This window comes from Variovorax sp. Varisp85, assembly GCF_047304045.1.
Taxonomy (GTDB): Bacteria; Pseudomonadota; Gammaproteobacteria; order Burkholderiales; family Burkholderiaceae_C; genus Variovorax.
The window spans coordinates 1-22,457 of sequence record NZ_JBGLYN010000024.1 but is presented as its reverse complement, the minus strand read 5'-3'; the positions used below and the strand labels follow the sequence as shown (position 1 = coordinate 22,457).

The 22,457-nt window shown below is 68.4% G+C and carries 15 protein-coding genes; 8 read left to right on the top strand and 7 right to left on the bottom strand.

Features of this window, described 5'->3' with window-relative positions; translation table 11 throughout:
* The first annotated feature begins 59 nt into the window (after positions 1-59).
* The 5 genes from ACCC97_RS12055 to ACCC97_RS12035 all read left to right on the top strand — a co-directional run bounded on the left by ACCC97_RS12055 (position 60) and on the right by ACCC97_RS12035 (position 5,730).
* Positions 60-1,085, top strand: a complete 1,026-nt coding sequence (locus ACCC97_RS12055) for a substrate-binding domain-containing protein (RefSeq protein ID WP_413316137.1) — start codon at positions 60-62, stop codon at positions 1,083-1,085.
* 46 nt (positions 1,086-1,131) lie between these two features.
* Positions 1,132-1,974 carry a MurR/RpiR family transcriptional regulator gene (locus ACCC97_RS12050; RefSeq protein ID WP_007838561.1) on the top strand — a complete coding sequence of 281 codons (843 nt, stop codon included), beginning with the start codon at positions 1,132-1,134 and terminating at the stop codon, positions 1,972-1,974.
* 241 nt (positions 1,975-2,215) lie between these two features.
* Positions 2,216-3,670, top strand: coding sequence for an MFS transporter (locus ACCC97_RS12045; RefSeq protein ID WP_413332990.1), 1,455 nt, complete (start codon positions 2,216-2,218; stop codon positions 3,668-3,670).
* Between the two features lie 19 nt (positions 3,671-3,689).
* Entirely contained in the window at positions 3,690-4,349 is a 660-nt protein-coding gene (locus ACCC97_RS12040; protein ID WP_413332988.1) for an aspartate/glutamate racemase family protein, read from the top strand.
* A gap of 22 nt (positions 4,350-4,371) precedes the next feature.
* Positions 4,372-5,730 (top strand): MFS transporter, encoded by a 1,359-nt coding sequence (locus ACCC97_RS12035; protein ID WP_237726176.1) that lies wholly within the window; start codon positions 4,372-4,374, stop codon positions 5,728-5,730.
* A 70-nt stretch (positions 5,731-5,800) separates the two neighbouring features.
* Here the strand turns inward: ACCC97_RS12035 and ACCC97_RS12030 are convergent, their stop codons facing one another.
* The 5 genes from ACCC97_RS12030 to ACCC97_RS12010 all read right to left on the bottom strand — a co-directional run bounded on the left by ACCC97_RS12030 (position 5,801) and on the right by ACCC97_RS12010 (position 14,518).
* Positions 5,801-6,259: a RidA family protein gene (locus ACCC97_RS12030; RefSeq protein WP_413332986.1), complete on the bottom strand. Its 459-nt coding sequence runs from the start codon at positions 6,257-6,259 to the stop codon at positions 5,801-5,803.
* A complete protein-coding gene (locus tag ACCC97_RS12025; RefSeq protein WP_413332984.1) occupies positions 6,256-7,227 on the bottom strand; it encodes a transglutaminase family protein in 972 nt (323 codons plus the stop codon). The genes ACCC97_RS12030 and ACCC97_RS12025 overlap by 4 nt, the downstream gene beginning before the upstream one ends.
* A gap of 25 nt (positions 7,228-7,252) precedes the next feature.
* Positions 7,253-8,080 (bottom strand): basic amino acid ABC transporter substrate-binding protein, encoded by an 828-nt coding sequence (locus ACCC97_RS12020; RefSeq protein WP_413332982.1) that lies wholly within the window; start codon positions 8,078-8,080, stop codon positions 7,253-7,255.
* 127 nt (positions 8,081-8,207) lie between these two features.
* Positions 8,208-10,943, bottom strand: coding sequence for a circularly permuted type 2 ATP-grasp protein (locus tag ACCC97_RS12015; RefSeq protein ID WP_042673131.1), 2,736 nt, complete (start codon positions 10,941-10,943; stop codon positions 8,208-8,210).
* Between the two features lie 62 nt (positions 10,944-11,005).
* Positions 11,006-14,518 (bottom strand): DUF2126 domain-containing protein, encoded by a 3,513-nt coding sequence (locus tag ACCC97_RS12010; protein WP_413332980.1) that lies wholly within the window; start codon positions 14,516-14,518, stop codon positions 11,006-11,008.
* A gap of 141 nt (positions 14,519-14,659) precedes the next feature.
* Between ACCC97_RS12010 and ACCC97_RS12005 the strand changes: the two genes are divergently transcribed.
* The 3 genes from ACCC97_RS12005 (at position 14,660) to ACCC97_RS11995 (ending at position 19,730) form a co-directional block, all read left to right on the top strand.
* Entirely contained in the window at positions 14,660-17,101 is a 2,442-nt protein-coding gene (locus ACCC97_RS12005; RefSeq protein WP_413316144.1) for a DNA internalization-related competence protein ComEC/Rec2, read from the top strand.
* Positions 17,102-17,262: 161 nt separating this feature from the next.
* Complete coding sequence (locus ACCC97_RS12000) at positions 17,263-18,759, top strand: circularly permuted type 2 ATP-grasp protein (RefSeq protein WP_007831587.1); 1,497 nt, start codon at positions 17,263-17,265, stop codon at positions 18,757-18,759.
* Between the two features lie 14 nt (positions 18,760-18,773).
* Positions 18,774-19,730, top strand: coding sequence for an alpha-E domain-containing protein (locus ACCC97_RS11995; protein WP_007831588.1), 957 nt, complete (start codon positions 18,774-18,776; stop codon positions 19,728-19,730).
* A gap of 445 nt (positions 19,731-20,175) precedes the next feature.
* Here ACCC97_RS11995 and ACCC97_RS11990 read toward each other — a convergent pair whose 3' ends face one another.
* Both ACCC97_RS11990 and glpK read right to left on the bottom strand, forming a co-directional pair.
* On the bottom strand, positions 20,176-20,694 hold the full coding sequence (locus ACCC97_RS11990; protein WP_413332978.1) for a hypothetical protein: 519 nt from the start codon (positions 20,692-20,694) through the stop codon (positions 20,176-20,178).
* A gap of 115 nt (positions 20,695-20,809) precedes the next feature.
* Complete coding sequence (gene glpK, locus ACCC97_RS11985; protein WP_413332976.1) at positions 20,810-22,306, bottom strand: glycerol kinase GlpK; 1,497 nt, start codon at positions 22,304-22,306, stop codon at positions 20,810-20,812.
* Positions 22,307-22,457 lie beyond the last annotated feature (151 nt).

Below are 22,457 nucleotides of genomic sequence, written 5' to 3'. Positions count from 1 at the left end.
ACTGGGCACTCTGCCTGCCCCCACCCCAACCTTCCCCCAGGAGGGGAAGGAGCAAGACCATGAAGCCGACGGGCCGCGCCACCATCGCCGATGTCGCCGCGGCGGCCGGCGTCTCCAAGGCCACCGTCTCGCGCTTCCTCAACCACCGCGAACGCCTGCTGAGCCCCGACATCGCCGCGCGCGTCGAAGTCGCCATCGCCGCGCTCGCCTATTCGCCGAGCCCGATGGCGCAGGCCCTGAGCCATGGCCGTTCGCGCCTCATCGGCCTGATCGTGGCCGACATCACCAACCCGTATTCCGTCGCGGTGCTGCGCGGCGCCGAGAAGGCCTGCCAGGACGCCGGCTATCTCGTGATGCTGTTCAACCTCGGCAACGAGAGCGAACGCGAGCGCGAAGCCATCGATGCGCTGGCGGGCTACCAGGTCGACGGCTTCATCCTCAACACGCTGGGTCGAGGCAGCAACGTGGTCGATGCGGTCACGCTGCACGGCAAGCCGGCGGTGCTGGTCGACCGCCGCCACGCGGGCATGCACACGGACTTCGTCTCGCTCGACAACCCTGCCGCGATGACGGCCACCTGCGGCCACCTGGTCGAAGGCGGCTACCGCGATCTGCTCTACGTCACGGAGCCGCAGAAGGGCGTGAGCTCGCGGCGCGAACGCACGGCAGCGTTCGGCGCCTGCGTGGCCGCGCATGAGCCGCGCGTGGCGGGCGAGGTGTTCGAATCGGTCGAGGGTGAGAGCGATGCGCTCGACGAGGCTTTGCGCGCCTTGCGCCAGCGCGCCAAGCGCGGCCGCCGCGCGGCCGTGGTCGCGGGCAATGCGGTGGTCACGCTGCGCATTGCGCAGGCGATGGCGCGGCTGGGCTGGCAGTTCGGCACCGACCTGGGCTTTGTCGGTTTCGACGATCCGGAATGGGCCTCGCTCATCGGTCCCGGCCTGAGCACCGTGGCCCAGCCCACCGACGCCATCGGCCGCACCGCCGCTACCTGCCTGATCGAGCGGCTGCGGGGACTGGACGCGGCGCCGCGCCAGTTGCTGCTGCCTGGAGAGCTGGTGGTGCGGGGCTCGTCGCGGGCGCTCTAGCATCCGCGAACAGTTGAAGCTGGCATCATCGCGTGCCCAGACCACCATGTCACCTTCCGCAGACTCCTTCGTCCGCCGCGTTCGCAGCCAGCTCGACCAGCTGTCCGCGACGGAGCGCCAGCTTGCCGACTTCGTGCTGGAGTTCCCGGGCGAGCTGGCGAGCTATGCCGGTAACGAACTGGCGGAGCTTGCGGGCGTGTCGCCCTCGACGGTAAGCCGCTTCATCCGCCGCATCGGGTACGAGAACTACGAGGAGGCCCGGCGGCAGGTCCGTGAGGAAAAGCAGACCGGCTCGCCGCTGTTCCAGAACGCCACCGAGGCTTCCAAGCGGGGCCACCTGGTGGCCACGCATTTCCAGCAGTCTCAGGCCAACCTGGCCAGCACCTTCGATCGGCTCGACGACCGGCAGATGGCAGAGATCGTCAAGGCGATCATCGGCGCGAACCAGGTGCTGATCTTCGGCAGCCGCAGCAGCCATGCCTTCGCGCAGTACCTGCGCTGGCAGATCATCCAGGTGGTCCCGCGCGTCACCGCCATTCCGGGGCCTGGAGAAACGCTGGCCGAGCACCTGGCCGGGCTGGGCACGCGCGACTGCGTGATCGTCTTCGGCACGCGCCGGCAGACGCGGCAGATGGACACCCTGCTCGAGGCCGCGAGCCGCATCGGCGCGCGCATCGTCTACATCAGCGACCGGGCGTCGCCGGACTTTGCCGGTGCCACCTGGTCGCTGCAGTGCGATTGCCGCGGCCCCGGGCTGCTGGACAACCACACCGCGGTGATGGGCGTGTGCGATCTGCTCGCCACCATGGTGATCGAGGCCTCCGGCTCCGCCGGCCGCAAGCGGCTGGCAGCCATCGAGCTCGGCCACGAGGAAAACGGCGAGCTCTGAGCCGCACGCCAACGGTGCGCACCCGCACGTTCACGGTGCGCCCGGCCTGAAATTTCCCCTGTAATTCCCCGAAAGTTCGGGCATGGCGCTTGCTCATGGTTGCTTGTGACTGAAATCATAATTTCACAAAACATATATAGGTGAAATCGATATGTCATTGCAACGAGGTCGCCGATAGCATGCGAAAGGCGATTCCGGACAGCACCGAGCAAGCACTTCTTCCTTTCTCAAGGGGTTTCCAATGGCTGGACCTGCACTTTCCTCCGGGCCTGACTCGCCCCGGGTTGCCGAGCTCGACCGCGCGCTCGACAAGATCGGTGTCACGCGCTCGCATCACACGATCATCTTTCTGATCCTGATCGGTTGCCTGTTCGACAGTTTCGAGCAGAACGCCGTCGGCATCGTGGGGCCCATGCTGCGCCAGCAGTGGGGCCTGAGCGCATCGGACATCGGCCTGCTGAACACCGTCACCTTCACCTGTGCGGCGATCGGGCGGATCGTTTCGGGCTTCATTGCCGATCGCTACGGACGCCGCGTGATGCTGTCGCTCGATCTGCTGCTGTTCACGCTGGGCGCGGGCGTCTGCGCGACGGCGCCGAACTTCACGGTGATGGCGCTCGGGCGTGCCATCGTCGGCTTCGGACTCGGCGGCGAGATCGCCATTGCGGTGACCATGCTGGCCGAGTTCTGCTCGACCAGGTTCCGCGGCACGGCAGTGGGGTTGGTCAACGTGGGGGCAGGCGGCCTCGGCAACTTCCTCGCGCCGGGCTTCGGCCTGCTGGTGTTCTGGATGTTCCCGGGCGACAACGCGTGGCGCTGGCTCTTTGCCTGCCTCATGGTGCCGGCGCTGCTCGGTGCGTTCTATCGCCGCTACATTCCGGAAACGCCGCGCTTTCTGCTCTCGCAGGGCCGCGTGAAGGAGACGAACGCGGTGCTGTCGCGGCTGGCGTCGGGCCGGCTCTCGGCGAAGAAGGTGCCGCAGCAGCAGTACATCAACGAGGACGGCGCGGACGCGCAGCCTGCGAAGGTCAAGGTGCGCGTCACCGAGATCTTCCGCGGTGCGCTGGCGCGGCGCACCATCCCGCTGTGCATCACGATCTGGATGACCTACGGCGCGCAGATCTCGGTGCTCACGCTGATGCCGACCATCCTCGTCACGCTGGGCTACAGCATGTCGAAGAGCCTGGTGTTCACGATGGTGATGCAGGGCGGCAGCCTGCTGGGCGCCATTGCGGCGTCGCTGCTGGGTTTTCACTTTCCGCGCAAGCGCGTGTTGACGGCCGGCGCCGTGTGTGCCTGCCTGGCGGCCCTGACGATCGGTTTCGTGGCCAAGAGCATCGCCGTGATCCTCATTGCGGGCGCGGTGTTCCAGTTCTTCGTGCTGCTGCTGAACACGACCATCTGGATCTTCGCGCCCGAGCTCTACCCGACGCGCGTGCGGGCCTTCGGCACTGCCTTCATCCTGGCCACGGGCACCGCGGCGGGCGCGTTGATGCCGCTCGTCGCCGGGCGCCTGTTCGATGCCTTCGGCCTCGTCGGCGTGTTCGGGCTGGCGGCCGGCATGTACGCGGTCTTCGTGATCAGTGTGCAGAGCGTGCCGGAAACCTATGGCCAGTCGCCCGACGCACTGCCCCTGCCCGGTGAAGGCCCGACCACCGACGCCACCCCGGCCGCCAAGATCGCGCAGCCGGGTTGAACCTCAGAAAGCTTCTCGCATGACGAACATCCTGCTCATCAACCCCAACTCGTCGACCGCCACCACGGAGATGATGACGAAGATCGCCAACGGCGAGGCCCCTGCGGGCTGCCGTGTGACCGGGCGCACCGCCACGGGCGGGCCCTCGATGATCGTCAACGAGCAGGAGCTCGAGGCCGCCGCCACCGAGGTGCTGAAGGTGTGGCGCGAGGCTGGCGTTGCGCGCTGGGACGGCGTGATCGTCAGTGCCTTCGGCGACCCGGGAATCGACCTCGTGCGAGCGAACGCGCGGGTGCCGGTGGTCGGCATCGCGGAGGCGTCGATGCGCGAGGCGAGCAATGGACATCGGCGCTTCGGCATCGCCACGGTGACGCCCGAGCTGGTGGCACCCATCGAGCGGCGCGCCCGTGCGCTCGGGTTGCTCGGCCTGTACGCAGGCACCCGCCTGACACAGGGCGACCCGCGCGAACTGGCGGCCGAACCGCAGGCGCTGGAGGACGCGCTGGCACGGGCCGTGCAGCGCTGCATAGACGAAGACGGCGCGCAGGCCGTGATCATTGGCGGCGGCCCGCTGGGCCAGGCCGCGCTGGCGCTGGCACCGCGCTTCGGCGTGCCGGTGATCGCACCGATTTCCGCCGCAATGCGGCAGCTGTGTGCGCGACTCGAAGTCGCGTCCTGAACATGAGGAGCAAGACATGAGCATGAGCACGGCGGCAAATCCGGGCGCATCTGCAGCGGCGTCAGGCACGGGCGTGGACTCGCTCGCGGAACGCGACCTGACCTTCAGGCGCATCGTCTGGCGCCTGATTCCCTTCCTCACGCTGGTGTGGTTCCTGGCGTGGATCGACCGCGTCAACGTCGGCTTCGCGAAGCTCACGATGATGAGCGACCTGCAGTGGTCCGACGCCATCTACGGCGCGGGTGCGGGCGTGTTCTTCATCGGCTACTTCTTCTTCGAAGTGCCGAGCAACATGCTGCTGCAGAAGTTCGGCGCCAAGAAGACCATCATGCGCATCACCATCGGCTGGGGCGTGGTGTGCGTGCTCATGGCCTGGGTGAAGACACCGCTGCAGTTCTATGCGCTGCGCTTCCTCATGGGGGCGTTCGAGGCGGGCCTGCAGCCGGGCGTGATCCTGTACCTGACCTACTGGCTGCCCGCACACCGGCGCGGCAAGGCGCTCGCGTTCTTCGTTTCGGCTTCCGCGCTGTCGCTGATGTTCGGCAGCCCGATCGCCGCCTACCTGATGGAAGCGCTCGGCGGCGTGGGTGGCTTTCGCGGCTGGCAGTGGCTGTTCGTGATCGAGGGCATTCCATCGATCGTGGCGGGGGCCGTGGCGTACTTCGTCCTCAGCGATTCGCCCGCCAAGGCACGCTGGCTGAGCGCGCGGCAGAAGGCGCATGTCGAGAGCGAACTGGTGCTCGAGGCCAGGAGCCTGGGCCATCGCGAACACAGCTTCCTGGCGTCGATGCGCAACCCGCAGCTCTGGGTGCTCACGCTGATCTTCTTCTGCATCGTGGCGGGCAATGCCACGCTGGTGTACTACGGGCCGAGCATCGTGCGGGAGGTCGGCGTGAACGACATCAAGACGCTGGGCTGGGTCATGGCGGGCATCTACGCCTGCGGCTGGATCGGGATGATCGGCAACGGCTACCTCTCGGACCGGCGCAAGGAGGTGAAGTGGCACACGGCCATCGCGGCCGGGCTGGGAGCGCTGGGCCTGCTGCTCACGGCCTACTTCCTGGGCCAGAAAAACATGGCCGGCGTGATCGTGTCGCTGGCGCTGTCGTCGGCCGGCACGATGGGCTCGATCCCGATCTATTGGCAGATACCGAGCCGCTACCTGTCTGCCACGGCGCTGGTGGTGGGCCTGGCGTTCATCAATTCGGTGGCCAACCTCGCGGGGTATTTCTCGCCGCAGCTGCTGGGCTACCTGAAGAGCAGCACGGGGCAATATGCGCAGGGCCTGACGATCATCGCGGTGGTCGAGTGCATGGCGACAGTGCTGATCGTGCTGTTCGTCTCGCGCGAGAAGGCGCGCAGCCCCGCGCCGGGGGAGTGACTGGACGAGCGCTGCCCGCTGCCGCAGCGGCTCGCCCGAGCCGGGCGTCAACTGAAAAAGATCGACGGGATCAGCCGACTTCGGCGATCAGCTCGATCTCCACACAGGCTCCCATCGGCACCTGAGCGACGCCGAAGGCGCTGCGTGCATGCGCGCCCTTTTCGGGACCGAAGACTTCGGCGAAGAACTCGCTCGCGCCGTTGGTCACGAGGTGCTGTTCGGTGAAGGTGCCGACCGAGTTCACGAGGCTCATCACCTTGACGATGCGCTTGACCTTGTTCAGGTCACCCACGGCCGCGTGCAGCGTGCCGAGCAGGTCGATGGCGATGGCGCGTGCGGCCTGCTTGCCTTCCTCGGTGCCGATGCCGGCGCCGAGCTGGCCGGCCCAGACCTTGCCCTCCTTCTTCGCAATGTGGCCCGAGAGGAACACGAGGTTGCCGGTCTGCACGAAGGGCACGTAGGCGGCCGCGGGGGCGGCGACCGGGGGCAGGGTGATGCCGAGGCTGGAAAGTTTGTCGTAAACGCTCATGGAGACTCCTTGTCTTGGGAAGGCGATTGTGTCTGTGTTGGCGGCAGGCCCTCGACCACTTCCCCCACGGGCTGCACGGTCACGCCGACCCGCAGCGTGTGCCTGGCGCCGCCATGGAGTACGCCGCGCATCGGCGACACGTCGGAATAGTCGCGGCCGATGGCGAGCGTGACGTAGTCCTCGCCCGGCTGGCGGCCGTTGGTGGGATCGAAATCGGCCCAGCCGCCCGCGCTCTCGGAACCGTCGTCCTCGCCCTTTCCGGGCAAGTACACCGACACCCAGGCGTGCGACGCATCGGCGCCCACCAGCCGGGGCTGGCCGGGCGGCGGCTGCGTCAGAAGATAGCCGCTGACGTAGCGCGCGGGCAGGCCCATGGTGCGGAAGCACGCGATCATGATGTGGGCGAAGTCCTGGCACACGCCCTTGCGCTGTGCGAGAGCCTCGACGGCGGGGGTGTTGATCTCGGTGCTGTCGGCGTCGTACGCGAAGTCCTCGTACATGCGCTCGGTGAGGTCCATCGCCACGTCGAAGGTAGGGCGGCCAGGCACGAAGCTGGCGCGCGCATAGGCCGCGAAGTCGCCGTGGCGCGGCACGTAGGGCGAGGGAAAGACGAACTCCGAGGCCGCATCGAAGGTGGCGTCCTTGCGGAAGCGGAAGCGCTCGCGCACGGCTTCCCACGGCAGTTCGCGCGCCACGGCGGGCGACAGCACGGGCTGCGAGGTTTCGACCACGCTCTCGGCCGTGACGACGAGCCGGTCGTGCGTGGCTTCGAGTGCGAAGAAGGCGCGCGTGTTGCCGTACAGGTCGGCCAGCTCGTTGCGCTGCGCAGGCGCCGGCTCGATGGCAAGCCGGTGGCTCACGAGCCGCTGCGAATCCGTGGCCAGCGGCTTGAGGTGGGCGAGGTGCTGCGCGGTCTCGACCGGCGGCGAGTACTCGTAGCGCGTTTCGTGGGTGACGTGAAGCAGCATGATCGACAGTGCCCGTTGCGTGGGTCTACTTGGCCTCGGCGCCGAAGTGCGAAGCGTAGATCTTCGCGTAGGTGCCGTCGGCCCGGATGCCTTCGAGGCCCTGGTTGATCCTGGCCAGCAGGTCGGCGTTGCCCTTCTTCACGGCAATGCCGTACTTCTCGACCGGAAAGCCCGCGTCGCTCACGGTCTTGAAACCGCCCGCGGTGTTGTTCGCGATGTAGTGCACCACCACGCCGTTGTCTGCCACCACGGCCTGCACGCCGCCGGCCTCGAGTTCCTTGAGCGCGAGCGGCGTCGATTCGAAGCGCTTGATGGCGGTGCTCGATTTGCCCAGCAGCTTGCCCACGACCTCGTCGCCGGTGGTGCCGTTCTGCACGCCGACTTTCATGTTCTTGATGTCCTCGAATTTCGTGACGGGCGAGTCGCTCTTCACGGCGATCAGCTGCCGGGCGTCGAAGTAGGGCTGCGAGAAGTCCATGGTCTGGCGGCGCTCGTCGGTGACGGTGATGGCCGACACCAGCAGGTCGCGGTCGCCCTGGTCGAGCGCATTGAAGATGCCTTCCCACGGCGTGTTGACGAACTTCACCTCGAAGCCCGCCTTCTGCGCGACCGCCTTCACTACGTCGACGTCGAAGCCTACGATCTCGCCCTTGTCGTTCTGCGATTCGAAGGGCGTGTACGCGGCGTCGGTGCCGACCACGAGCACGCGCGCGGCGGCCGGTGCCGCCGGTGCACCGGTGGCGGACGGTGCGGATGCCGGCTCCTGCTTGTCGCAGCCGGCGATGGCGAGGGCCGCGAAGAGGCCCGCGGCGGTGAGTGCGAAGCGGCGGTTGATGGTGACGCGATGGGGCATGGCGGTGCTTCTCTGTGAACTTATTGTGGAACGCCGCGGAACCGGCTTTGCCGGGCCGCAGGCGTTGCCCCCAGCGAGGGGGTGTGCGTAGCGACACGAAGTGCGCGAAGCATGGGGGAGTGCCTGTTCACGCCCCGACGGAGCGCAGCGATTCGGAGGTCAGCGTGAAGTAGCGTGTGCCGATGGCGTCCGACACATGGTAGGCCGCCGTTTCGCAGTTGGCGAGCAGTTCGGCGAGGGCCGGATAGTTGCCATGAGGCCCTGTGGCGCAGAGGTGTTCGAGCGTCCAGCTGGCCGGATCGGACAACTCGTACGACAGCGCCGTCAGCTTGCCGGGCGCACTGCCGGCCAGCCGGGCGATGCGTCCGCGCAGCGTCTGCGTGACCCATGCGAGCGAGCGCGGATTCTCGGCGTCGAGCACCAGCAGGTCGACCATGGTGGCGACGTCGCGGCGCTGCTGGTAGCGGGCATGGAAGGTGATGGTGCTGTCGAACAGCGCCACCATCGCCTCGAAGCCGCTGACCTCGTGCACGGCGCCGTTCTCGAAGCCGGCCTCCAGCGCGTTCGACAGGAAGCCCAGGCGTTCGATGTGGCGGCCGATGGACAGCAGGCGCCAGGCATCGTCGCGCGTCATGCGGTCGGTTTGCGCGCCGGTCATGGCGGCCAGCGCGGTGCTGGCGGATTCGAGGGCGCGCAGCGCGGCGCCGGTGGCAAAGCTGCCTTCGCCGGCCTGCTCGGCCGCGCGGCGCAGGAAGTCGGCCTCGGCGCGCACGATCTGGTTCCAGTTGTCCTGCGACAGGCGTTCGCGCACGGCGGCGGCGGCCTGCCGGATGCACATCAGGCTGAAGCCCACGCTGCCGCCGCGCTCCACGTCGCCGAGTTCGGCGATCAGTGCGCGTTCGAACACCCGGCGCGACTTCGGCGCACTGGGCGCCTCGGCTGGCACCAGTGCGTTGCGCAGCGCCATGCGGTGCAGCCATTCGAGCAGCGGGCGCGACGACTGGTCTTCGCTGCCCAGCAGGTTGAGCGTGAGGCGCGCGAGGCGTACGGCGTTCTCGGCGCGCTCGGTGTAGCGCCCGAGCCAGAACATGTTCTCCGCGGCGCGGCTGGTGACGGGGGCGCGGTGCCGCGCGAGCGAGGCCGGCGTGGCGTGCGGCTGCAGCAGCGTGGTGCGGTCGACCTCGCCGTGGGTCTGCACCCACACGTCGGCGCTGCTGCCGCCGCGCTGCATCGAAGCGATCTGTGCGTCGGGCCCCGCGAGCCGGGCCAGGCCGCCGGGCAGCACGCGCCACGATTGCGCGCCGTCGCTCACCGCGAACACGCGCAGCAGCACTGCGCGCGGCGCGATGTGGCCCGGGCCCATGTCGTTGGCCCAGGTGGGCATCTGCGACAGCGGCAGATAGCCCTGCACGGTGTGGCCGTCGCCTTCGCGCACGATGCGGCCGGCCCATTCGTCGAGCTCGCGCCGTCCGAGCTGGCTGCCGAGCACGGCGTCGAAGCTGGCGTGGCCGTCGAAGCCGGGGTAGGTGGGCTTGATGGCGCAGTCGGCCAGTTGCGGCAGCACCGATTCGAGCGCCGCGCGCTCGCCGCACCACCAGGTGGGCAACGCGGGCAGCTTGAGCTTCTCGCCGATCAGGCGGCGCGCCAGCCCCGGCAGGAAGCCGAGCAGCGCGGGCGATTCGAGGAACGCCGAGCCCGGCATGTTGGCCACCAGCACATTGCCGGCGCGAATGGCCTGCAGCAGGCCGGGCACGCCGAGCGTGGAATCGGGGCGCAGCTCCAGCGGGTCGAGGAACTGGTCGTCGAGCCGCTTGATGAGGCCGTGCACCGGGCGCAGGCCCTGCAGCGTCTTGAGGTACAGCCGCTGGTCGCGCACCGTGAGGTCGCTGCCCTCGACCAGCGTGAGGCCCAGGTAGCGCGCGAGGTAGGCGTGCTCGAAATAGGTTTCGTTGTACGGGCCGGGCGTGAGCAGCGCGATGTGCGGCGGCACGCCGGCCGGGCACATGTGCTGCAGGCCTTCCATCATGGCGCTGTAGGTGGCGGCCAGGCGCTGCACGTGCAGCGCTTCGAAGGCCTGCGGAAACTGCCGCGTGATGGCCAAACGGTTCTCGAGCAGGTAGCCCAGGCCCGAAGGCGCCTGGGTGCGCTGCGAGACCACCCACCAGTTGCCGTCGGGGCCGCGCGCGAGGTCGAAGGCCGCGATGTGCAGCCAGGTGTCGCCCGGCGGCTTGACGCCGTGCAGCGCGCGCAGGTAGCCGGGGTGGCCGCGCACCAGCGCCGGCGGAATGAGCCCTTCGGCCAGCAGCTGCTGCGGGCCGTAGACGTCGGCCATCACGCGGTCGAGCACGCGCACGCGCTGCAGCACGCCGGCCTCGATCTGGCTCCAGCTCTCGGGCGAGACGATCAGCGGGAACAGGTCGAGCGACCAAGGCCGCTGCGGGCCGTTGGCATCGGCGTACACGTTGTAGGTGACGCCGTTGTCGCGGATCTGGCGCTCGAGGCTGGCTGCACGCCGGGGCAGGTCGCTGAAGCCGTCGGGGCCGAGTTGATCGAAGAAGGCGTTCCAGGCGGGCGTGAGCGGCGGTTGTTCGCCGGGCGGGGCCTGTGTCTGCGTCTGGGACTGGGATTGGGACTGCGATTGAGACTGGCCAGACGCTACCGGCCGCTCACCGGCGGTGTCATAGAGCGGCGCAGCGGCGGCAGGCACGGCTCCCGCCGCCGGCCGCACGGGCGCAGCCGCCGTGGCCGCTCCGCGCAGTTCATCGAAATGACCGGGCAGGGCCGCAGGGGCGAGCGCCGACGCCAGGGCAGCTGGAAACTCCAGCGCCTCGGCGTCGAACAGGGATTCGTTCAAAGGTTCCACAGGGGTGGATTGTCACACTGCCGTCACGGGGCGTCCGTTCGGGCAGCGTGCCGAATGACCCCTTACCGCCGCAGGTCCAGCGTGAACGGGAATTCGCGGCTGCCCGGCAGCTCGATGGTCGCCGGGGGCGTGCGCATGAGGCCGGGCGTGTGTCCGGTGCGGGTGAAGCGCGAATGGCGGCGGCTTTCGGCCTCGTAGGCGTTGACCGGGAAGGTGTCGTAGTTGCGCCCGCCCGGGTGGGCGACGAAGTACTGGCAGCCGCCCAGCGAGCGCTTCATCCAGGTGTCGACCAGGTCGAATGTCAGCGGCGCATGGGCCTTGATGCTCGGGTGCAGCGCCGACGGCGGGTTCCAGGCCTTGTAGCGCACGCCGGCCACGAACTCGCCCGTGACGCCGGTGGGCTGCAGCGGCAGCACCTTGCCGTTGACGGTGACGACATGGCGGCTTTCGTTCAGGCCGGTCACGCGCACCTCGATGCGCTCGAGCGACGAATCGACATAGCGCACCGTGCCGCCGGCCGAGCCTTCCTCTCCCATCACGTGCCATGGCTCCAGCGCATTGCGCAGCGACAGCTCCACGCCCATCGCCTGCATCTGGCCCACGAGCGGGAAGCGGAACTCGAAATGCGGCGCGAACCAGTCGGCGTCGAAGGCGTAGCCGGCCTGGCGCATCTCGCTGATGACGTCGTCGAAGTCCATCTTCACGAAGGTCGGCAGCAGGAAACGGTCGTGCAGCTCGGTGCCCCAGCGCGTGACGGGGGCCTTGTAGGGCTCGTCCCAGAAGCGGGCCACCAGCGCGCGGATCAGCAATTGCTGCGCGATGCTCATGCGCGCATGCGGCGGCATCTCGAAGGCGCGCAGCTCCAGCAGGCCGAGGCGGCCGGTGCTCGAGTCGGGCGAGTAGAGCTTGTCGATGCAGAACTCGCTGCGGTGCGTGTTGCCCGACACGTCGATCAGGATGTTGCGCAGCGTGCGGTCGACCAGCCATGCGGGCATGTTGGCGCCGTAGATCTCGCGGTTCTTAGCGATCTCTTTCAGCGCGATTTCCAGCTCGTAGACCTGGTCGTTGCGCGCTTCGTCCACGCGCGGCGCCTGGCTGGTCGGGCCGATGAACATGCCCGAGAACAAATAGCTCAGCGACGGGTGGTTGTGCCAGTACAGCAGCAGGCTGGCCAGCAGCTCGGGCCGGCGCAGGAAGGGGCTGTCGGCCGGCGTGGCGCCGCCCATCACGAAGTGGTTGCCGCCGCCGGTGCCGGTGTGGCGGCCGTCGGTCATGAACTTCTCGGCCGACAGGCGGGTTTCGAAGGCGGCGTTGTAGAGGAACTCGGTGTGATCGACCAGTTCCTTCCAGTTGTGCGCCGGGTGGATGTTGACCTCGATCACGCCCGGGTCGGGGGTGACGGCCAGCATCTTCAGGCGCGGGTCGCGCGGCGGCGGATAGCCTTCCATCACGATGCGCATGCCGAGTTCGCGCGCGGTGGCTTCGACGGCCGCGACGAGGTCGAGATAGTCCTCCAGGCGCGCGAGCGGCGGCATGAAGACGTAGAGCACGCCCGAGGCATTGCCCTTCTTCTCGGCCGCGGGGCCGTTGGCGCGGCGCGGGTCGCGCACTTCGACGCACAGCGCAGTGCGCGTGACCCAGTGGGCCGATTCGCCGCGCAGCGGCTGGCGCGCGGTGGTGGACGACTTGTCGGCAGCCTCGTCGGCGGCCGTGGCTGCGTCGCCTTCGCCTGCACTGCCCGGTGCCTGCATGCGCAGCGAGGCCGCCACGACGGGCGGCGTGCCGAAGGCATAGGGCACGGCGCCGCGGTCACCCTCCGCACCGCCTGCCGCCACGGCATAGCGCGCACGGTAGTCGGCCGCGCTCGGCAGCGCACCGCGCGGCGCGGTCGGGTCGCGCTCGATCAGGTAAGGATAGTCGCCTTTGCTCGCCCACGGCTGCGAGTCGAGCGGCAGGCGGTAGCCCATGGGCGAGTCGCCCGGGATCAGGTAAAGCCGGTCGTCGCGCAGGAACCAGGGCCCGGTCTTCCAGCCGGGGCCGGCGAGCGCGGGTGCATCGCTGTTCGCGTTGCCGGGCTCGATGGGCAGCATGTAGCCGATCACCGCGTCGAGCTTCTGCGTGAACACGCGGCGCAGGCGCACGCGCTCGAGTTCGTCGTCGAGCTTCGACTCGAAGGGGTCGACGTTCACCGGCAGGCGGCGTTCGCGCCAGAGGTAGTAGTAGGTGTCTTCGTAGCCGGGCTGGATGTAGCGCTCGGTCAGGCCGAGCTTGTGCGCCAGCACGGTGGTGAAGCGGCGCGCGTCCTCGCTCGTGTACTGCGTGGGAAAACGCTCGTCGGCGAAGAGCTCGGGGTCGTGCCACAGCGTCTGGCCGTCGGCGCGCCAGAAGATCGACAGCGCCCAGCGCGGCAGCTGCTCGCCCGGGTACCACTTGCCTTGGCCGAAATGCAGGAAGCCGCCCTTGCCGTACTCGGCGCGCAGCTTGTGCACGAGTTCGGTGGCGTAGCCGCGCTTGGTGGGGCCGAGCGCGTCGGTGTTCCATTCGGGCGCGTCGCGGTCGCTGGTGGCCACGTAGGTGGGCTCGCCGCCCATGGTGAGGCGCACGTCGCCGGCCTTCAGGCGCGCATCGACGGCGTCGCCCAGGGCCAGCACTTCGGACCATTGCTCTTCGGTGTAGGGCTTGGTGACGCGCGGCGATTCGTAGATGCGCGTGACCTTCATTTCATGGCCGAACTCGACCTCCGACTCATCCACGCCGCCCTCGATGGGCGCGGCGCTCGATGGTGTGGGCGTGCAGGCCAGCGGAATGTGGCCTTCGCCGGCCAGCAGGCCCGAGGTGGCGTCGAGGCCGATCCAGCCTGCGCCCGGCAGGAACACCTCGCACCAGGCGTGCAGGTCGGTGAAGTCGACCGTGGTGCCGCTCGGGCCGTCGAGCGCCTTCACGTCGGGCGTGAGCTGGATCAGGTAGCCCGAGACGAAACGCGCGGCCAGTCCGCAGTGGCGCAGCAGCTGCACCAGCAGCCAGCCCGAGTCGCGGCAGGAGCCGCTGCCGCTGGCGAGCGTTTCTTCCGGCGTCTGCACGCCGGGCTCCATGCGGATCAGGTAGTTGACGTCCTGCTGCACCTGCTGGTTGATGCCGACCAGGAAGTCGATGGTGCGCTGCTCCTTGCGCTCGATCTTGTCGAGGTAGGCCTGCAGCAGCGGCGTGGGCGTTTCGGTGACGAGGTAGGGCGCGAGTTCTTCGGCCTGCGACTGCGTGTACTTGAAAGGGAAGTTCTCGGCCTGCGGCTCGAGGAAGAAGTCGAACGGGTTGTAGACCGCCATCTCGACCACGAGGTCGACCGTGACCTTGAATTCGCGCGTCTTCTCGGGGAACACCAGCCGTGCCTGGTAGTTGGCGAAGGGGTCCTGCATCCAGTTGACGAAGTGCTCGGCCGGCTCGACCCGCAGCGAGTACGAGATCACGTTGCTGCGGCAATGCGGCGCGGGCCGCAAGCGCACGACCTGTGGGCCCAACTGCACCGGGCGGTCGTATTTGTAGTGGGTGACGTGGTGGAGAGCGGCGTGAATGGACATGCGTTTTTATGTGCAGTGCTGCGAGATTGCATCGAAAAGATGTCTCTTGTGAGACGCATACTAGCCCAGTTGCAAAGCAATTAACGCGCCACTGAGCGTGACTTTGGGGAGGGTTTGCATCATGGGTTCGGGAGTTTCTCGTTGACGCCGTTTCGCGCGTCCGGTGCCGCCGCGGGCAGATCGTGGGTGTTCGCGGCGCTGTGCGGTTCGCTGCTCGGTGCGGTCCTGCAGTTGCAGCAGGCAGGGCTTTGGCGGGCATGGATGTATGCGGGTTTGCTGCTCGGGGCCGGGGCCGGCCTGTGGTGGTGGCGGCGCCTGTCGGGCCGAGGGCTGTTGATGGCTTCGCTCGTGTGCGGCGCAATGGCGGGTGCGGGGCTTGCGGGATGGCGCGCCGCCATCTACGCGGGCGGTGCGCTGAACCCGGCGCTCGAAGGGCGCGACCTGCAGGTCACCGGTGTCGTGTCGGAGATGCCCCAGCGCAGCGAGGGCGGGACGCGGTTCCGTCTGGATGTCGAGTCTGCGGGCTGGGCCGACCCCGGCGAGGAGGGGCGGCCCACCGTGCCTGATCGCATTGCCCTCGGCTGGTATTCGGAAGGTTCAGGCCTGTGGGACCGAGCTTCGGAAGGCCGCACGCCGCCGGCCAGCGCTGTCGGCCCCCTCCACGCCGGCGAGCGATGGCGCCTGACGGTGCGCCTCAAGGCGCCGCACGGCAACCGCAATCCCCACGGCTTCGACAGCGAACTCTGGATGTGGGAGCAGGGCCTGCATGCCGGCGGCACTGTGCGAACCGGCACGCGCGATGCGGCGCCCGCGCTCGTTGCGCCAACGTGGCGGCATCCCATCGAGCGCGCACGCGAAGCCGTGCGCGACGCCGTCTTCGAACGCGTGCTCGACCGTGCCCGGGCAGGCGTGATTGCGGCCCTGGTTACCGGCGACCAGAGCGCCATCGACCGCTCGGGCTGGGACGTCTTCCGCGCCACGGGCGTGGCGCACCTGATGTCGATCTCCGGCCTCCACGTCACCATGTTCGCCTGGCTGGCCGCGCACGTCGTCGGCCTGCTGTGGCGGCGCAGCGCGTGGCTGATGCTGCGCCTGCCCGCGCAGCAGGCCGCGCTGGTGGGCGGCGTGCTGCTCGCCACGCTCTATGCGCTGTTCAGCGGCTGGGGCGTGCCTTCGCAGCGCACGGTCTGGATGCTGGCGACGGTCGCGCTGCTGCGCCTCACGGGCCGGCGCTGGCCCTGGCCGCATGTGTGGCTGTTGACGGCGGCCGTGGTGGTCGCGCTCGATCCCTGGGCCTTGATGCAGGCCGGTTTCTGGCTCAGCTTCGTGGCGGTGGGCGTGCTGTTCGCCACCGACGCCGGGGTGCCCGGAGAGCGGAAGACCGGCGCGTCTTCCCGCCTGCTCCAGTTCCTGCGTGAGCAGTGGGTCATCACGCTCGCGATCACGCCGCTCAGCCTGCTGTTGTTCCAGCAGGTTTCGCTGATCGGCCTGTTGGCCAATGCGGTGGCGATCCCTTGGGTCACGCTGGTGATCACGCCTCTGGCGATGCTCGGCGTGGCCGTGGCGCCGCTGTGGGATCTGGCGGCCCGCGCCGTGCAGGTGCTGGCGCTGTTGCTGCAATGGCTGGCCGGGCTGCCGTATGCCACGCTCTCGGTGGCCGCGCCGCCCTGGTGGATGGCCGCCTGCGGCGTGGCCGGCGGCGCGCTGCTGGCCATGCGGCTGCCCGGGTCGCTGCGCGCCCTCGGCGTTCCGCTGCTGTTGCCGGTGCTGCTGTGGCAGGCACCCCGGCCCGCGGCCGGCGAATTCGAACTGCTCGCCGCTGACGTCGGCCAGGGCAACGCGGTGCTCGTGCGTACCGCGACACACAGCCTGCTCTACGACGCCGGCCCGCGCTACAGCCTGGAAAGCGATGCCGGCCATCGCGTGCTCGTGCCGTTGCTGCGGGCATACGGCGAGCGCCTCGACACGCTGGTGCTGAGCCACCGCGACCTCGACCACACCGGCGGCGCGCCCGCGGTGCTCGCGATGCAGCCGCAGGCCGCGCTGCTGAGTTCCATCGAGGCCACGCACCCGCTGCAGGCGATGCGTGCGGCGCGGCGTTGCGAGGCGGGGCAGGCCTGGAGCTGGGACGGCGTGCGCTTCGAGGTGCTGCATCCGTTCGACACCGACTACCGCGGCTTCACCAAACCCAATGCGGTGTCGTGCGTGTTGCGCATCGACAGCGGCCGCGCCGTGGCGCTGCTGGTCGGCGACATTGAGCGGTTGCAGGAGGCGGCGCTCGTCACGCGCACGCCGGAACTGCTGCGCGCCGACGTGCTGCTGGTGCCGCATCATGGCAGCAAGACCTCGTCGAGCCCGGCGTTCCTCGACGCGGTGAAGCCGCGCATCGCCATCGTCCAGGCGGGGTACCGCAACCGCTTCGGCCATCCGGCGCAGGAAGTGGCGGCGCGCTACCTGGAGCGCGGCGGGCGGCTGGTCGAGAACACCCGGTGCGGCGCAGCGCACTGGAGCAGCGTGCGCCCCGGGGACCTGGCCTGCGAGCGCGAGCGGAACGCGCGATATTGGCAGCACAGCCCGCCCTGAAGCCGGCTCTGGATTTTCGGGGGAGGCCGTTGTTCCTGCCATCATCGGGACGCTTGCGCCAGGCCGAAAAAAAAGTCGCTCGACCCGTACGCGGCCTCGGCATAAGGGGTTCTACTGGCCCTGAACTTGCTAAGCTATAGCTCAAGGAGATTGGTCGTCCCATGCACAAATTCGACGAGATGTATGAGCAGTTGCCCTATGCGGGGGCTGCGATCCGACAGCACTACAAGCGCTACGACCAATGGCTCGCGAAGCAACCCGGTGAGGTGATGCGTTCGCGACGCGAAGAGGCGGAAATGATTTTCCGCCGGGTCGGCATTACCTTCGCGGTGTATGGCGCGAAGGATGAGGATGGCTCCGGCACCGAGCGGCTCATCCCGTTCGACCTGCTGCCTCGCATCATTCCGGCCCACGAGTGGGAGAGCATGGAAAAGGGGCTGGTGCAGCGCGTCACGGCGCTCAACCGCTTTCTTCATGACGTCTACCACGACCAGGAAATCATCAAGGCCGGCATCATCCCGGCCGAGCAGATCCTGAACAACGCGCAGTTCCGCCCCGAGATGATGGGCGTCAACGTGCCGCACAACGTCTACTCGAACATCTCGGGCATCGACATCGTGCGCGCGCCCGATGCCCAGGGCAACGGCGAGTACTACGTGCTCGAAGACAACCTGCGCGTGCCCAGCGGCGTGAGCTACATGCTGGAGAACCGCAAGATGATGATGCGGCTCTTCCCCGAGCTGTTCAATCAGAACCGCATCGCGCCGGTCGCGCACTACCCCGACCTGTTGCTAGAGACGCTGCGCGCCAGCGCGCCGCCGGCCACGGCCGAGCCCACGGTGGTGGTGCTCACGCCGGGCATGTACAACAGCGCCTACTTCGAGCACGCCTTCCTCGCGCAGCAGATGGGCGTGGAGCTGGTCGAGGGACAGGACCTGTTCGTCAAGGACAACTTCGTCTACATGCGCACCACGCGCGGGCCGAAGCGCGTCGACGTCATCTACCGCCGCGTGGACGACGACTTCCTCGACCCCGAGGTGTTCCGCCCCACGTCCACGCTCGGCTGCGCCGGCCTGATGCGCGCGTACCGTGAAGGCAATGTCGTGATCTGCAATGCCGTGGGCACCGGTGTGGCCGACGACAAGTCGATCTACCCGTACGTGCCGAAGATGGTCGAGTTCTACCTCGGCGAGAAGCCGATCCTGAAGAACGTGCCCACCTATATGTGCCGCAACAAGGACGAGCTGCAGTACACGCTCGACAACATGAAGGACCTGGTCGTCAAGGAGGTGCACGGTGCCGGCGGCTACGGCATGCTGATCGGACCGGCCGCCACGCAGGCCGAGATCGAGGACTTCAAGAAGGCCGTGATCGCCAAGCCCGACGGCTACATCGCCCAGCCCACGCTGAGCCTGTCGACCTCGCCCACCTTCGTGGACGCCGGCATTGCGCCGCGCCACATCGATCTGCGCCCCTTCGTGCTCTCGGGCAGCGAGGTGCAGATGGTGCCCGGCGGCCTCACGCGCGTAGCGCTCAAAGAGGGGTCCTTGGTGGTCAACTCGTCGCAGGGCGGCGGCACCAAGGACACCTGGATTCTCGAAGCCGACCGCGCACCCAAGCCCAAGGCGGCGCCCGCGCAGTCGCAAAGCCAATCGTAGTAGGAGCACCACCGATGCTGTCACGCACCGCCGACCATCTCTACTGGATGTCCCGCTACACCGAGCGCGCCGAGAACACGGCGCGCATGCTGGACGTCAACTACCAGACCTCGCTGCTGCCCCAGTCCGCCGAAGTTGCCAAGTACGGCTGGCAGGGCGTGCTCTCCATCAGCGAGCTGCTGCCCTGGTACAACAAGAAGTACGACCAGATCGCGCCCAAGGAAGTGATGGAGTTCATGGTCAAGGACGAGAGCAACGCCTCGTCGATCGTGTCCTGTCTCAAAGCCGCGCGCGAGAACGCCCGTGCCGTGCGCGGCGCGCTCACCACCGAAGCCTGGGAAACGCAGAACACCACCTGGCTCGAAGTGAACCGCATGCTGCGCGCAGGCGACTTCGAGCGCGACCCGGGCCAATTCTTCGAATGGGTCAAGTTCCGCTCGCACCTCTCGCGCGGCGTCACGCTGGGCACCATGCTCCAGGATGAGGCGTTTTATTTCTCGCGCCTTGGCACCTTTTTGGAGCGCGCCGACAACACGGCGCGCCTGGTTGACGTGAAGTTCCACGCGCTCAACAGCGAGTTCTTCGGCACCGCCACCGAGGAAGACCAGGAGTACGACTTCTATCACTGGAGCGCGATCCTGCGCAGCGTCTCGGCCTTCGAGGTCTACCGCAAGGTGTACCGCGACGTGATCAAGCCCGAGCGCGTGGCCGAACTGCTGATTCTTCGCGCCGACATGCCGCGCTCGCTGCACGCGAGCCTGGTCGAGGTGGTGAACAACCTCGCGAAGGTGCAGAACGAGCAGAGCGCCGAAACCCAGCGTCGCGCCGGCAAGCTGCTGGCCGACCTGCAGTACGCGCGCGTCGACGAGATCCTGGCGACCGGGCTGCACGCGTACCTCACGCAGTTCCTCGACCGGGTGAACGAGCTGGGCGGGCGCATCAGCCAGGACTTCCTGGTTCCTGCGCACTGAGGTCCTGTGGGCGCGCGCGGCTGCACGGCCAGTGCGCCGATCCGGCGGGGCGTTGCGCACCGGCACGGTGACGTTCCACGCGCGATAGCTCCCGTCGACGGACCGGGCGCATGCCACGCTGACGCCGGGACGGGGCGATCCTGTGGCCCAACCGGTTTTCAGCGGTGTCTTGCACAACGGAACGAAGACCTTGGCGTTCGGTTCGATGGCTTCCCAGTGCGTGCCGTGGCGGGCGTTCTCCTGAAAGACGAACCGCCTCGCTTCTTCCCTGATTTCGTAAAGGCCGTGCTTGAACGAATTGGAGCGATCGTCGTCGATGCTCCAGCCCGCGGCGCTCGGCAAGGCGAAGAGGCACAGGACCACCGGCAGCACCCTGCGGTGCCTGCCCGAGCACGGGAACATCGACACTACTTCCTTCGTCATCGTTTTCTCTCCGGAGGGGGCGTCAGCGCGAAAAGGATTCGATGGCCACCGGCATCTCCGGCGCCTGCCATCGATAGGCGTCGCTCAGCACGTTGCGCGTGGGAATTTGGCCATTCCATCGGATGTGGAGCAAGTCCGCGAGGACCCAGGCGGTCCAGTCCGCGCGAAAAGGTCGTTGCCCCGCTTCGGAGCGCCAATGCATCCACAGGTATTCGGTGCCTTCGCGCGCGTTGGTGTTGGCTGCGGCGCCGAGCACCATCGCGCTGTCGGGCGCGGCCTGGTAGGTGTCGAGCAGGTAGGCGCGCACTGCGCCGTCGAGCGCGAAGCCAATGGCCCAAAGCCAGACCAGCAGGGTGCGCAATCGCCGCGTCTGCGTGCTGCGCAATGGCCACGCAAGCCACAGCACCATGGGCGCTGCAAGCACCGCGAGCTGCGCGATGCGCCGGCCGTCGTGGCCCAGCGCAATGAGCGCCAGCAGTGTTGCGCCTACCACGCAGCAGGCGGGCAGGGCATTGCGCGGAGGGGAGGGACGGGTGGTCAAGCAGGTAGCGCGGGAGATCGGGGCGGGCGCATTCTGCCCCGGGGCCTGCGCTACGCGCCCCAGTGCCCCGATGGTGGCGAGGTATTTGCGCCGCCCACGGTAGCCCCCGGAACGATCAGGTCGCCGTGGCCTGCCGCACCGCGCGCTCCCAGCGTGCCATCGACTCCTCCGCCTGCGCGCGGCCCATGGTGGGCATGAAGCGCCGCTCGATCTTCCACAGCTTCGACAGCTGGCGCGCGTCGGTGTAGACGCCGGTGGAAAGCCCAGCGAGATACGCGGCGCCCAGCGCGGTGGTCTCGATCACTTCGGGCCGCACCACCGGAATGCCCAGCAGGTCGGCCTGGAACTGCATCAGCAGGTCGTTCACGCTCGCGCCGCCGTCCACGCGCAGCTCGGCCACGGGCTTGCCGCCGGCGGCCACTGCGTCGCGGCTCATGGCCTGCAGCAGCGCGGCGCTCTGGTAGGCGATGCTTTCGAGCGCGGCGCGCGCGATGTGCGCGACCGTGGTGCCGCGCGTGAGCCCCGTGATCGTGCCGCGCGCGTCCGCGTCCCAGTAGGGCGCGCCGAGGCCGGTGAAGGCCGGCACCATCATCACGCCGCCCGCATCGGGCACGCTCTCGGCCAGCGACTGCACCTCGGCGCTGCCCTTGATGGCCTTGAGCCCGTCGCGCAGCCACTGCACCACGGCGCCGCCGACGAACACGCTGCCTTCCATCGCGTATTGCGGCGTCTTGTCGGTCTGCGCGGCGCTGGTCACGAGCAGTCCGTTGTGCGAGGGCTGGAACGCGCCGCCCGTGTGCATCAGCAAAAAGCAGCCGGTGCCGTAGGTGTTCTTGGCCATGCCGGCCTCGAAGCAGGCCTGGCCGAAGAGGGCGCTCTGCTGGTCGCCGGCCACGCCGCCGATGGGTAGCGCATGGCCCAGCAGTGCCGCGTCGGTATCGGCGAAGTGCGAACTCGACGGCTGCACTTTCGGCATGAGCGCGGCGGGGATCTCCAGTGCGGCGAGCAGGTCGGCGTCCCATTCGTTCCGGTGCACGTTGAAGAGCATCGTGCGCGAGGCATTGCTGACGTCCGTCACGTGCACCTTGCCGCCGGTGAGCTGCCACATGAGCCAGCTGTCGACGGTGCCGAAGGCCAGTTCGCCGCGCTCGGCCTGCGCGCGCGCGCCGGGCACGTTGTCGAGCAGCCAGCGCAGCTTGGTGCCGGAGAAGTACGCATCGATCACCAGCCCGGTCTTCTCGCGGATGGTGTCGGTCATGCCCGCGTCGCGCAGCTGCGCGCACAGCGGCTCGGCGCGGCGGTCCTGCCAGACGATGGCGTGGTGCACCGGCTGGCCGGTCTTGCGGTTCCACAGGACGGTGGTCTCGCGCTGGTTGGTGATGCCGATGGCGTGAATGTCGGTGGGCTGCAGCTTCGCCTTCACCAGCACTTCGCGCGCGGTGGCGAGCTGGCTGCGCCAGATTTCCATCGGGTCGTGCTCGACCCAGCCGGGCTGCGGATAGATCTGCGTGAGTTCCTTCTGTGCAATGGCGACGATGTGGCCTTCGCGGTCGAACACGATGCTGCGCGAGCTGGAGGTGCCTTGGTCGAGGGCTAGCAGGTAGGTGGTCATAGGGGCAATGTTTCTCTGAGTCCGCTCATCGAACCGACGTTGTCTTGCTCCTTCCCCTTCCGGGGGAGGGCCGGGATGGGGGCAGGCCTTCGATGAGGCGCGATGCGTCTGTGGAGGCCGCCGTGCCCCCACCCCAACCCTCCCCCAGAGG